A 13,889-nucleotide genomic window follows, 5' to 3' on the forward strand; every position below is an offset into this window, starting at 1 on the left:
CCAAAACAGGCAGATTGGTGCGCTTCGGCTCGTCATCTGACTTGTTCATAGAGGATGCCGTGTTTGCTCCGCATGAGGGTCTCGATCGATGTGGCGAGGTTGGTGTCGTGTGCCAGCAGCCCCAGTTCGATGTTGTTGGTCTCGGCGCTGTAGGAGAAGTTTGCGCTGGTCAGCAATATGACCGCGCGGTCGACGACGATGAACTTGGCATGGCTGACTAGCGGATGGCGGCCTCCGGGTGGGGTGAGCGTCCGGAATACGGTCGCCTTAGGCAGGTGTGCCGCGACGGCGGCCGGGGAGCCGGCGTGGGCGTCGAGGTACACCGTGACGCTCAGGCCGGGGCGTGCTGCGGCGTTCTTCAGGGCGGGCCACATCCCTGAGTGCGGGGTGAAGTTGAAGCTTGAGCAGACGATCGACATGCGTGCGTCGTCGATGATGCGTTGGGCTTCGCTGGTGAGGCGGCCGGTGGTGGCCTCGACGCCGGGCATGGTCCAGACAGGGGTGATGGCGGTCCGGACCGCTCGTGCACCGGCGATGGCTCGGAGCACGGCGACCGAGTTGTCCCGGTGCTCCACGCCGACTTTGGCTGCGGTGAGCAGGCGTTTGACCTCGCTGCGGCGGGCGGCGTGTACCTCTTTCAGTGCTTGGCCGGTGGTGCCGCCGGCTTGTAGCACGGTGGCGAGTCGTTGTGCTTCGTAGGCGGTCAGGAAGGCGCCGAGCTCGGTGTGGGGGTCAGTAGACATCGATGGTGCCGAAGAAGCCGGGGACCCGTTCGTCGTCGATGCTTGGCAGGGTGAGCAGGAACCGTCGGTCGAGGAATCGGTTGGCGCGTTCGCAGGAGGTTTCCGAGGCGAAGCAGCAGCAGTGGCAGGCCGCACCATGTAGGAAGTCCTCGCCGTGCCGTGGTGTGCGTTGGCCGCAGACGGGGTCGGACGAGCAGCGGCCTGCTCTGCGGAGCGCGTCGAGGAGGAGCCCGTGGAGTCGTTCCGGTTGGCTGAGGGCGACGAGACCGCCGAGGGTGCCCTCGCTGTCGGAGGCGGTGGTGCAGATGAGAAGTCCGGCGGCAGCGGGGCGGTCGGGGGTGGCGGGCCAGGCGTAGAGGCGTTCGCTGAGGCTGGCGGCGCCGTAGCCGCAGGACATCGCCATCTGGCGGATGAGGATGTGCGCGAGGGTGTGGATCAGCCAGTAGCGGGGTGCGGGAAACCGGGTGTCGGGGTTGATCTGCGCGGCGGTGGCAGAGAAGCGTCGAGAGAAGTTGTGCCTATGGGCTCCGCGGTGCGCCCGCCACAGCGCGGTGGGCAGGATCTGCGCTTCCCAGGCAGAGACGGCGTTTTCGTCGAGTTGCAGGAAGACGCCCTCGCCGCGGTCCTCGGTGGCTGGGACCCAGGTGGGGCGGCCGTCCCGGGTGAGCTTGACGAGCCGGCTCGCGAGGTCGTTGACCCGGTCCATCTCGTCGATGCGGGTAAAGCCGATCACCGCGTTGACCTTCTTCATCCGGTTCACGGCGATGACCCGGTGCACCTGCTTCGGCAGCTCGGCGGCGGTGGGCATCTCGGTGACCATCAGCCCGCTGGCGTCCTGCTGCTGCGCGAACAAGCTCGGGTTTTGCAAGTAGTTCCACTCCGGCACAAGCAGCTCGACCGGGTCCCAGTCGCGCAGCCTCTCCCGGCGTTCCTCCTCCGACGGTGGTGGGGCGAGTGCCTCGGCCACCGCTGCGGTCAGCTGCTCGTCGGTGACTCCGGCGATGTCGCACTTGTGCGCGGCGAGCAGCGAACGAAGCATCTTCGGCAGGGCCGCGTAGTCGGCCAGTTCCTCCGGAGTCAGGTACGTGCGTAGGTTCGTGGCGAGCGCGGTCTGCTTCTGCTCCTCGCTGCGGGGCATGACGATGATCGACTGGGTCGAGGCGAACCAGAGGTTGGACGCGCCCATCATCATCAGCGAGGTGTCCAGCCCGCACTTAGGGTCGAAGGCGTTCAGGTGCGGGTGCCGGCCCCGGCAGGTCGGCAGCTTCCGCTTGCCGGCCTCGCCCTGAGCCTCGCCCATGCCGCGCCGCTGTTGGCAACGTTCGCAGGTGATGACCGCGCCGGCTCCCTGACCGATGTTGCTGTCGCGCAGTTTCAGGTCCGGGTGCGGGGCGGCGGGGCAGGTTCTGCCGCGGTGCACCCACAGCGCGTACGGGAACTCGTCGAGGTGGCCGTTGGCGCAGGCGAGCAGGTAACGGGCGGGCACCGCCGGGCTGCGCCTAGCTTGTCCCTTCGCGGGATCCTTGGCCTTTCCCTTCGCCGCCCCCGCGAACGTACGGCCGGGACAACTTGCGTGTTCGAAGGTCGCCAGGTCGGGCCGGAACGGGTGGGTGTTGGTGTAGCTGAACCGCGACAGCGGCCCGAGGTAGTCGCAGCCGGTGCAGCGCAGCCACTGCGGGAACACCCGGGCCGGGATGCCGAGGTCGGAGCCCTCCTGTGACATCGCGCGGGCCTTCGGCTGCCACGGGAACGGCCGCAGTTGCTGCACGCGGGACCCGAGGTGAAGCTGGACCACCTTGAGCAGCCGTGGTTCCTCGATCGTCGGCACGGTGGGCCGTCGTCGCCAGATCGGCTCCCAGTCGTCGAGGCCAGCCGGCATGATCGAGAACTGCGGCAGGTCCATGATCGAGCCGACACCGTAGGTGTAGAGCAACGACGACGGGCGGGCGGAGCCGACCTTGGCCCGGTTCTTGACGTTCGACTGCTCGCTATCGGCGAGTGGGTCCAACGGCTGCGCCGACTCGAAAATCATCTGAGTCGCGTCGTCGTCCGTCACTCGTCTTCTCCTTCGGGCAACTCCCACGCCGGCGCGTCGTCGGGTTCGACGACGAACAGCCGCTCGGGTATGGGGCTGACCAGCAGGTTGATCTCCGGCTGGACCTCCCGCATCGAGTGCGCGACGACGAACGGCGCACGGTCCGGCAGGCCCTGGTGGGCCTTCGCATTCTCCGGGCTGATCAGCAACGGCAGATAGCTGTCGTTGTCGCCGGTGCGCTCGTACACCAGGGTCTTGCTGAGCTTTCCGGCGTACTTTCCCCGAGCGTTCCACTGGTCCAGCCGGTTGATCAGCCGCTGGTGCGCCTGTGCCATCAGGTCGTCCAGCTGAGCAGCCGGCCGGATTCGGGCGTAGAGCCGATCGACCAGGGCGGCGAGAGCGTCCTGTTCGTCACGGACCCGCCACGCGGCCCGCTCCGGCGACAGCCCGTCGTCGCGGTGCGCCTGCAGCACCCGCGCCGCGCTGACCAGCACCCCGTCGATGCCCCGGTCCAGCGCGGTCGGCGAGAACGGGGTGACCGACAGCGCCTCCACCTGTGCGTAAAACGTCTCGTGGTAGTGCCGGAACTGCTCGTAGTGGGCCAGGTCGCGGGGCCGCGCCCAGTTCCCGAGCGCCACGACCAGCCCGGGTCGGCCGCAATCCTCACCCGGACGGCCCACGTCGCGGCCCACCCGCGAGGACGCCTGGATGTACTCGGCGGTGTTCTTCGGCTGCCCGACCACCAACATCAGTCCGAGTCGCTGCACGTCGACGCCGACCTGCAGCATCGAGGTGGCCAGCACCACGTCGAACGGGTCGGCCTTGGATCGCTCCATCCGCCCGCCAGCCTCCTGCTGTTCGAGCCGCTGCCGCATCGCTGCGGTCGTGGCGTAATCCGGGTCGAATTCCAGGGCCAGGTTGTCTAGCGTGCGTCCGATGTCGACCGAGGCGATGCGGGAGGTCAGTTCGCCAGTGACCAGCCGTCCGTACGAGCCGAGCCGCCGTGGGAAACCCGATCCGGGGCGGGGTTGCCGGACCCGGTTCTGCACGTCGTCGGCCACATAGCGGGCCATACCGGCCAGTTCCCGGGTCGCGTTGAAGTAGCCCACCAACGTCATGTATGGATCGGCGGCGGACCCACTGCAGTCGAACAGTAACTGCCCGGCAAGCAGCAGTACCTCGGCGACCCGGATCTCCGCGCTCGACAGCCGCACCCCCTGCGCGCTCACCCCGATGTAGCGTCGACCTGGAGTGGCCGGCCCGATCGGCAGCTCCTGCGAGAAGTATGTGTCCGCCACGTCCAACACCTGCGGCGGGAAAATCTGAACGCCGCGCCCGTACAGCCCTCGCACCTGGTCGTCGGCGCGGCGCACGGTGGCCGTCGACGCCACGATCATCGGCCGGACCGGGTTGCCGTCTGCGGTCTGCCACGAGGCGAGGGTCTCTACGACCACCTCGAACAGCCCCACGGCGGTTCCCAGCGCCCCGGTGATCAGGTGCAGCTCGTCCTGAATGATCAAATCCGGCGGCCGTAGACGTCCGACCGGGCGTACGGTCGCGGCAGGAAGGCCCGGTTCGGCTTGATGTCTGGTGGTGACGCTGCAGCCGTCATAGTCGGGGTGCACGTAGCCGTGCCGGCCGCAGTACCTGCCGACGTAGCCGAACAGCGCCGCCGCCTCACCCTCGCGGGCCAGACGGGCGAACTTGTCGACCGTCGCGATCACGAATGCCGGCGGCATCCGGTAGATCTCCTCGTCCACCGTCAGCATCGGCAGGCCCTCACCCACCTGACCGCCCTGGGCGAACGGGCACTGCCCCATGTCGTCGCCGCAGAAGACCAGCACCCGCCGGCTCATCTTGACCGGCTTCACGTTCGCCGCGCCGATCGGGCTGCCGCACCACGGGCACCGCTGCACCTGCAAAACCGTCAAACGGTGCCCGCCGTACGCGTTGGCCTTGAGTAGCTGCTCGTTCGCCTCCTCCCAACGCTTCGGGCTTACGTCGGTGCCGACCCACAGCCCGATCCGGAACGGCTTGCTACCCCAGGTTGCCTCGTCTCGGCGGCGGATCAGTTCCGCGGCGCACACGAGCGTGGTGGCCCGCTGGAACTGCTGCGCGGTGAGCAGGCGCAACGTGTACCGCATCAACACGGCCACCCCGTCACGCCCGTCCAACGGCCCATCCGACGACGCCACCACCTGCTGCCGCCGCCGGATTGCGAACGTGTACGCCGCCAGACCTAGATACGCCTCGGTCTTGCCACCACCGGTCGGGAAGAACAACAACTCCACCCGTGACAGCTCACCGCTGCGCGCAGGCGCCGTTGGGTCAGTCAGCGCGGGCAACTGCATGAGGATGAACGCCAGCTGGAACGGCCGCCACGACGACGGCTTCTCGCGCTCGTCGGCCTCAATCTGGCCGCGGGCACTGTCGAACGACAGGCTCGGGTCGGAGCTACGCAATGCCCCGATCCGGGAGTGGACCCGCTGGTCCCGCATGACCTCGTTCATGAACCGGAAGCACGCGAACGCCTCCGGATCAGCCACCACGTGCGCCAGCCCGTCCGCCAGCCGCTGCTGTGCCGCGCGTGCCTCGTCCACGACCTCCTCGGCCAGGTCCCGCAGATGTTCAGGAAGCTGCGCCGCCTTCGCAGCCTCACCGTCGAGCCAGGTCCGGTACCCGTTCACCAGCGGGGCGAGCCCATCACAAACCTGTTCAGGGCTGGCCTTGGCCAGTGCGTCCATGGACAGCATCGCGCCCGTGACCGACCGTGCCTGCGTCTGCGGAGTCTCCGCGACCGGCAGCCATGTCGTCCACACCGCCGTCGCCCGCCGTGCCCCCGGCTCCGCCCGCCAGTTCACCGAGCAGGTTCGCCCGACCGCGAACTCCAGCCGGTTGCGGTACTGCAAGTGCAACCGGCGCATTTCGTCGTCGTGCTCCGGCCACTCCTGCTCCATGACATCGCGCACCGGCAGGAACACCGCCGCACCGCCCGCGTCGATGTGCAGCTTCGTCTGGAACAGCCACTCGTGCACCGGGATCGTCGGCGGCGTCTCCCGGTCATTGACCAGCGCGATCTCGATCAACCGCCGGCCGAAACGCGCGTCGTCGTAGGCGTCAATCCGCAGGCAGATCTGCCCGGTCAGCACCCGCGTGTACGTCCGGCCCGACGTCAGCTCGGCCACCGCGATCTTCTCGACGATCCCAACCGGCGTGCGCCGATACCGCCGCACCGCCCGGCCCCGCTTGTCGACCTCACCGGTCTTCACACTCTCGTAGGTGCCCCACGACGCGGTGACCGTGAACTCGGCCAGATCGTTCGGCACCTGGAACCGCAACCCCATCGACGACGGAATCATCAGCCCCTGCCGCGGAGCCTTGTCGTCGGCGTCGTCCTCCTCACCCTCGACGTCGGTGCCGTCGGCGGACTCGGCCGGAATCCCACGCTGGGCATGAACACCCGCCGCATCCGATCGGATGCCTACCAGGCCATACCCGTCCTCAGAGCCGGCCGGATCAGCATCGGGCTCGGTCAGCTTCACCGGCGCGATGTGCCCTACCAGGTACAGCTGACGCGGGCTCACCGCCAACAGCTCCTCCGGACCACCCGATGGCCCGAGCAGCTCACGCTCCAGGATGTCGACCAGGTTCTCCCGAACCGTGTACGAGGTGCCATCCGGCTCATGTACGAGCTGGAAACCCGCCGCCGAGTCAGTCATAGCAGCGCCTCCTGGCCCTCGTGGACCGCCGGCTTTCGCTGGCGGGCAGCGGCCTTCTTTGCAGCCTTTGGCTGCTGCGCCGCCGCGCGGCGAAGATTCTCCGCGAGCAACCGGTCCAAGATTTCCACCCGCGCCACCGGGCTCACCGTCCACCGCGTCATCTGACGGTACGTGTGGAAGCCATGCTCCAGCGGCATCTCCGACCAGTCGTACGCCGCCATCACCGCCTCGTCCACCTCGACGTGAATCCGCCGCAACCGGGCCACGTCCGCGTCGTCGCCGTAAGCGACCCCTGGGTCGTTGACCAGGTTGTACAGCTTGGTCAGCCCCAGCCCGCGCCGCAGCATGATCTCGCGCCGTTCGAGGTCCAGCATGCGGCCTACTTCGTCCAGCCGAGTCGTCGGTTCCGGCCGTGGAAACGTCTCGAACACGTCCGACGGCGTGTATCGCGGGTCGTTGCGCATCCCCGAGCCGTACTTGATCGCCCACATCTGATGCAGACTCGACGACAACACCGCCTGATCTACGAACGAGTCGGTCGCGAAAGCCGCAAGACTGTCGCTGAAGACCTGCCTGGTCGGTACCCGCACCGGCATCACCGACTTGCTGACCCGCGTGATCACCAACACCTCATCCAGCCCGGCGATCGCGCTGCGCAGCGCCGGGCGCGTCCGGAAGAACTGCCACCAGTTTGCTTCGGCGACGGCCTTAGCGGCTTTCGCCCGCTCGGGTTTGACGAGCTGCTCGACATGTCGGAACGGGCTACTGTGCCGAGCGGCGCAAACCTGGCAGCGGTCATTGAAGTCGATCACCCAGCGGGAGGCTGAGCAGTCCGGCCGGGAGTTGACATCTTCGCCGTTGAGGTAGAGGAACAGCACCTCACCATTGCGCTCATCCTCGGCGAGCCACACCCGGGCTTCCTCGGGCTCCAGGACGAAGCCCTTGCCGAGCACGTAGCAGCCGATGTACGCCATGTTCTCGTTCTCGGTCAGCTGGGCCGGAGTGCCGTCAACCTGCCCGGCCGGTTCGAGCAGCGTGGAGATGCGCGGCACGACCACCCCGTCCGCGACCCGATCGGCGGCATCGGCGACGGGGCCGAGGCTGCCCCAGACCGCCGCGTACTCCAGGTTGGCGCTGGCCGACGGCCACGTGGCGCTCCGCACGGCCCGAGTGATGGCGAACCCGGCCGTGACGACCTGGTCGAGGCCGACCTCGCGGGTGTCGCCCTGAGCGATGGTGTTGGTGGCGATCAGGCCGATTGTCCCGGACGGCCGCAGTAGCACGAGCGCGCGCAGAAGAAAGTACGCGACGAGGTCGGCGTGGCCACGCGCCCCATTTGCCAACTGGTGGACCAGCCAGTCCCGGATGTTGGTGCCCATTGCACCGGTGAGCTTTTTGCCGCCGAGGAACGGTGGGTTGCCGATGATGGCGTCGAAGCCGCCATGATCGACCATCACGTCGGGGACTTCGAGCACCCAGTGCAGAGGCTGCCAGCGTTCGTAATCCGTCGCGACGGTCGGGGTCAGCCCCTCCTCCAGGATCGAGTCAAGGAACTTGCGTTTGGCCGCCGTGACGTCGGCCGGCATCGCGGCGGTCACCGCCTCGGCCAGGTTCTCGTACGCTTCGTCCAAGGCCTTGCCGGGTTTGCCACCGAGGCGGAGGCCGGCGGCGATCACCCCGTCGGCTGCGGCGCGTAGGTCGGCGGTGATCTTGCGAGTCTGGTTGAGCTGGCGGCGCTTGGCGGTGGCGCTGCGCATGGGGTCATGTTCGCGTACCTCGCTGGCGAGGTCGCGGCGGATATCGACGGCCCGCCGGATGGTGCTGTCCACGTCCTGGGCCGTCAGTCTGGCCTGTTGGTGGGTGGGCGCCTCGATGTGCAGGGTGCGGAGCTGGCGTAGGTCGGTGAGGCCGAGCAGGGAGTTCCCGTGCAGGATCTTGTCGTCGACGAACGAGAACGGCAGGTCGCGGTCGAGTGAGACCAGCCAGAGCGACAGCTTGCACATCTCCACAGCCATCGCGTTGATGTCGGCGCCATACAGGCAGCGGGCGACGACTTCACGGATCGCGTGTTGGCCGAGGTCGTCCCGGTGGGCGTTGGCGGGGTCCTCGCCGATCCATGCCTCGACGAGGCGGGCGGCGAGGTAGCGGGCGGCGGCGACCAGGAATGCGCCGGAGCCGGCGGCGATGTCGGCCACCTTGAGGTTGAGGATCTCGTCCGAGCCGCGCAGTTTCCACGCGCCGCTGCTCTCGGGGACCTGGTGCGGGCCGGGGGAGTAGCAGAGCGGTTCGAGGGCGTGCTTGACGACTTCCTCGGCAAGGTCTTTCGGGGTGTAGTGGGCGCCGGCGTTGCGCCGTGACGGCGTCTCGGTGACCACCAGGCCGCCGTCCAGGACGACGGTGGGGCGGTCGCGCAGGTCGGGCCGGGTGATGGTGGCCCAGGGGAGCAGGCGTGCGCGCAGGTCGTCGTCATCGGTTACCGCGCGCAGCATGCGGTCGGCGTCGTCGCCGGGCGGGGCCGAGAGCCGCTTTGCTAAGGCGTTCGCGCCCGGCGGGGTGGCAGCAGGCTGGTTTTCCTTGAGCCAGGCGATGATCGCGGTGGCCAGTTTCGCCGGAGTCGCATTGGCGTCGGCGAGCTGCTTCAGCACGGTCAGCGGGATCTCCGGCTCGGCCCCGGTGGCACCGACGATGCCGACATGAGTGTCGCCGGTGACCCGGGTGCAGGAGTAGCCGAGCAGCCCTTCGTAGATGTAGCCGATCTGTTCCACGTCGACGTCACGGAACGAGATCCGGCGGGCGTCGCCGCCCTTGAGCTGGGCGACCTGCACCGAGCGCAGGACGTGCAGCATGACCCGGTCGGAGACGGGCATGGCGAGGGTGCCGTTGTCGTTCGCGGCGATCAGGCACGGGTACTGGTCCGGGTCGAACAGCGACCCGCCGTACGCGGGCATTCGCATGTTCTCGAACGAAGCGCCCCGGTAGAGGGCCTGGCTGGTGGCGAGCAGCCGGTGCCAGGTCAGATAGGTGCTGTCCAGCGATTCCTCGCCGTCGCGCAGCCGGCGCTGTTCCAGGTCGTCGAGTTCACCGCTGATGCCGTACCCCTGCAGGAAGAGCTCGCTCTGCGGCAGCAGCCCGCGCTCCTCAGCGAAGAGCAGGAAGACGACGCGCATCATGACCGTGACGGCCGCGGAGTAGGTGTCGTGCGGGTCGTCCGGGAGCGGATCGCGTAGGCCGCGCCTGTGATGGTCGGCGGCGGTCTCGGCGAACGCCTGGATCAGCAGCTCGACGGCGCGGCGGACCTGGGCACCGAGAGCTTCGGTGATCTCCTCGGCGGCGGCGACGGACTCCTCGAACAGCTTCGGGAGCCGCTCGTTAGGGTCACCGCCGATGATGTACTGCCGAGCGACGACGGTGAGGAAGGCGTTGCGGGTCAGCGGTTCCTCGACCCAGGTCTGGGCGTCGACGATGCCGGAGGCGACCATCGCGTCTGGCCGGGCGCAGACCAACGCCCACCAGCGGCCGTCGGTGACGATGCCGATCGCGATGCCGGCGCCGCGCAGCATCGCTTCCATCCGGTCGATAGCGGTGGCGGCCCAGCCGTCGGTGCCGGTGGCGTGCAGGCTGTCGCACTTGTCGACCACGCCCACCAACGCGCCGATGCCGTCCGGCCCGTGCAGTACGGCCTGCGGGGTGACGGAGATCCGCCGATCGGGCGAGTGCGCATTCACCCCGGGCGCGCAGTCGGGACCCCAGGCCAGCGAGGTACGCCAACCGACGACGTCCCGCAGGACGGTCTGCACCCAGACATCGCGGACCTCGGCGTACTTGGCCTGGACGATCTCGTCGCCCGGGTCGATGTCGAGGGCCTCCCAGGCGTGGTCGAACGCCGGCCTGGCCTCGCGAAGGACGTCGAGGCGTTCGGGGCCCAGGACGGGCATGCCCTGCGGCCACACACGCTTCAGCGGCGGGATCGCCAGGAACGGGCCGTCGGTCTCGACCAGTTCCAGCCACGCCCGGTGCAGCTCGGCGGCCGTCTTCGGACGGAAGGTGCGGGCGGTCCGCATCAGCGTGAACCTCCTCGCCGGGCGTCGGCCGGGGTGAGCGCGAACACCACCGCCGCGGCGGTGGTGTGTGGCTTGACGTCGCGATACCGCTCGATGATCGCCGCGATCTCCCGCTGCTCCTCATCGCCGAGCTCGTCCCGGCGGCGGCGCATCGTGTCGATGTCGCGGCGGCGCTGCCGTTGCTGTTCATCGGGGAAGAGAGCCAGTTGGTCCTGCAGCTCGGCGCTGGTGAGCTGGTCCAGCGATTCGTCTAGGTTGCGGCGGAACGCGGCGAAGATCTCCCGCGCCCGGGTGACGTCGGCCTCCTCGCGTTTGGCGAGCTGGTCGCTGACTCGTTGGTGGCGGGACTCGGCGCGGCGTGTCATCGAGTCGAGTAGCCGGGACCGCAGCGGGGACTCCGGCTCGTTCCACTGCCTGGCCAGGTCGACGCGGACGTCCGCAGCGGCCAGTGTCAGCCTGCCGGTGTCGAGGGCTTGGTCGAGCAGTTGCTCGGCGCGTTCCTCGGCGATGGTCCGGCGGCCCCGCAGGCGTACGCCGGCGAGGAAGATTTCCTCGTGCAGGCGTAGCCCGCCCCGGCCGACCAACACCATCCGGGTGACGGCCGCGACGAAGGACTCCTCCAGCCTATCCACCACGACTGCCGTGACCCGGTGCAACGGCGCGTCCGCGCTCCACAGCGAACGGCGTAGCAGCCGCTGGGCCTTCTTCACCAGCGGATGGCCTAGGTGGACGTAGACCAGGTCCTTGCGACCGGCCGCGGCTTTGTCGTCGAACGTGATCGGCCGCAACACGCCCGGCTCGGAGCGGGTGTCCAGGCCCTTCAACGTTGACTGCCAGGCCGGGCCGAGCGGCGGCACGGTGAACACGGCTGCGTCGGTCCGGTCGTCGCCGGCCACCACCAAGGGCGGCTGGTGGCTGATCCGCAGCGCAGTGTCGACCACCCGCCGTAGATTCTCCGGCTCCAGGTGCAGCTCCGCCCGACTGTCGGCGTAGCCCTTCTCCAACTGGGTCAACCGGCTGTTCAGGTCCAGCCCACCGGCCAACGCCTTGTTGATTACGGCGTTGCCGTCGAGCGCGGCCTTCTTACGCCGCCCCCCGGTGGAACGGGCGAAGTGCTCCTGAATCTCGTCAGCGATGACCTGGTTGACCGACCCGAGGTCACGCGCGACCGTTACCACCTTGCGGGCGATCCGGCCCATGAACTCCATGTCCGCGGCGTACAACGTCGCCGAACGGTCAGGGGAGAACTGGAACACCAGCGGGGTCTGCTGCTGCCCGTACCGATCGATCCGACCGATGCGCTGCTCCAACCGTGACGGGTTGAACGGGATGTCCAGGTTGATCAACCGGTAGCAGTGGTCCTGCAGGTCGATGCCCTCACCGGCTGCGTCGGTGGCCAGCAGCACCCGCACGGGGTTTCTCGCCGACGGCTCGGTGGTGAAGTGCTCGCGAATCAGCTCCCGCTCATCGGTCGGCGTCTGCCCCTGGATGACCTTCAACACCTCGCCGTAGCCCTGCTGCACCAACACCCGGTGCACCCACTCCAAGGTGTGGGCGTACTCGGTGAACACCACGACGCGCTCGTTGGACCAGAACCCGCCCGGCCGGCAGATCGCGTCCAAGGCCATGATCAGCTCATCGAGACGGGAATCGGGTCGACTTTCGAAGCTCAGCCCCCACTCGGCCAGCCGCTGCAACTCGCCTGGCGCGGCGGCGACCAGCGGATCGGTGGCCTTGCTGTGCCGCAGGGCAGTCGCCTCGTCCTGCTCCCACAGCCCCTCCTCCTCGTCGGCCTGCCCCTCACCGAGGATGTCGTCGTAGTCCCAGTCCGTCGGCGCCTGGCCCACCGACCGCGCGGCGAGGTACGACTGCAAAGTCATGCCGAACGCCCACGGGCTCGACAAGAACCGCTTCTTGAAAAGCATCGCGGTGATGTCACCGGACTCGCCGGTCCCGTTCGTCTTCGCACTCTCGGTGAGAATCCGATCCAGCAGAGCGAACATCTCCTGCTCGTCGGCGCGCGGTGTGAACGGGATGATCCGCAGCTCCCGAGGGCGGAAACCCTTCTCCGGCAGGTCCGACTTCAACCGCCGAACCGTCACTTCGCGCAACGCCCGCTCGTCCAGCAGCGCACCACGGCTGAACCGGCGCGAATCGATCATCTCCAACAGCGCCGTGAATGACTCCGGATGCCCGTTGTGCGGGGTGGCGCTGAGGAACAAGCGGTGCTCGCACTTGTCCGCCAGCTCCCGCACGGCGATCGTGCGCTGCGTGTCGACGGCGTAGCCGCGCCCACCCCCGATCGCCGACGGGCTGGCCGGCGCGACGTGATGCGCCTCGTCCACGATTAGGATGTCAAACGCGTACCGCCGGGCGGTCTTTGTGCTCGACGCCTGTGCGTACACGTCACGCAGCATCCGCTGGGCGCGCACCTGCGGCAGCCACGCCATACTGACGATCACACGCGGATACAGCTGGAACGGGTTTGCGTGCAACCCGTAGCGCCGCCGTACTTCCCGCATCATCTCGCTGTTGATGATCGTAAAGTCGAGACCGAACTTGTCTCGCATCTCGTCCTGCCACTTCAGCGCCAGGCTCGGCGGGCATACCACGATCGCGGTCCGCGCCCGGTGCCGCAGTAACAGCTCCTGCACCACCAAACCGGCCTCGATGGTCTTACCCAAACCCACGTCGTCGGCCAGCAGCAGGTTCGTCCGGGGCGAGGACAGCGCTCGCCGCAACGGCTCCAGCTGATACGCCTCCACTGTCACACCACTGTGGAAGGGCGCCTGCAGGCTTCGATCGTCGGCCGAGGTTACCGCGCCCCACTTCATCGCATCGACGAAACCAGCCAGGGTGTTCGGGTCATCGAAGGCGTCCGGGTTGACCTGCGTTGGTAATCCCTGAGCGGGCGTGACGGTGTGGCCGACCTCCAGCTCCCACACGACCGTCAACTCCTCACCCAGCCGGTCCTCGTCAAGCGCCTGAAGGGTCACAGCGTGGTTCAGCGAAGCCACGGCTTCGTCCGCCGGGCTCCGCGGCAGACCCTGCTGCCTGATCTGCGCCACCGCCCAGGTCGACCCGCGCACCTCGACTACTTGGCCTGGCTCAGGAACCGAGCGCACGATGTCGGCTGCTGGCAATGAGACTGCATGGGCAAGTGGGGAGGTCACGCGCACTCGAAGACCATAGTGGATAACCGCAAGGTTCTCGCGGTTGCTCTGAGCGCGATGCGCGTAGATCGGGAAGAACGTCCTGTTTGCATGGAACGACCTCTTCCGAACACATAGGATTCGGATGCTACGTCTTGCATAGGCCGGGCAGGCTTTGC

The 13,889-nt window shown here is 68.1% G+C and carries 5 protein-coding genes; all 5 read right to left on the reverse strand.

All coding sequences use genetic code 11. From position 1 onward, the window contains the following. Positions 1–32 precede the first annotated feature (32 nt). From drmC to drmD, 5 genes are read right to left on the reverse strand one after another with little or no spacing between them, the layout of a single operon-like run. Complete coding sequence (gene drmC / locus GA0074692_RS04515; protein ID WP_091639640.1) at positions 33–743, reverse strand: DISARM system phospholipase D-like protein DrmC; 711 nt, start codon at positions 741–743, stop codon at positions 33–35. Beyond that, positions 733–2,799, reverse strand: coding sequence for a DUF1998 domain-containing protein (gene drmB / locus GA0074692_RS04520; protein WP_245730152.1), 2,067 nt, complete (start codon positions 2,797–2,799; stop codon positions 733–735). The genes drmC and drmB overlap by 11 nt, the downstream gene beginning before the upstream one ends. Beyond that, entirely contained in the window at positions 2,796–6,497 is a 3,702-nt protein-coding gene (drmA, locus tag GA0074692_RS04525; RefSeq protein WP_091639644.1) for a DISARM system helicase DrmA, read from the reverse strand. Before drmA ends, drmB begins: the two co-directional genes overlap by 4 nt. Beyond that, entirely contained in the window at positions 6,494–10,558 is a 4,065-nt protein-coding gene (locus tag GA0074692_RS04530) for an Eco57I restriction-modification methylase domain-containing protein (protein WP_091639647.1), read from the reverse strand. The genes drmA and GA0074692_RS04530 overlap by 4 nt, the downstream gene beginning before the upstream one ends. Further along, positions 10,558–13,737: a DISARM system SNF2-like helicase DrmD gene (gene drmD, locus GA0074692_RS04535; RefSeq protein ID WP_342672825.1), complete on the reverse strand. Its 3,180-nt coding sequence runs from the start codon at positions 13,735–13,737 to the stop codon at positions 10,558–10,560. Before drmD ends, GA0074692_RS04530 begins: the two co-directional genes overlap by 1 nt. Between the last annotated feature and the right edge of the window lie 152 nt (positions 13,738–13,889).

The sequence above is a fragment of the Micromonospora pallida genome, assembly GCF_900090325.1.
In the GTDB taxonomy this organism is placed as follows: Bacteria; Actinomycetota; Actinomycetes; order Mycobacteriales; family Micromonosporaceae; genus Micromonospora; species Micromonospora pallida.

Excerpts from the sequence above, each read along its gene's own strand:
- drmC (WP_091639640.1), bottom strand. The coding sequence starts at position 743 with ATGTCTACTGACCCCCACACCGAGCTCGGCGCCTTCCTGACCGCCTAC.
- drmA (WP_091639644.1), bottom strand. The coding sequence starts at position 6,497 with ATGACTGACTCGGCGGCGGGTTTCCAGCTCGTACATGAGCCGGATGGC.
- GA0074692_RS04530 (WP_091639647.1), bottom strand. The coding sequence starts at position 10,558 with ATGCGGACCGCCCGCACCTTCCGTCCGAAGACGGCCGCCGAGCTGCAC.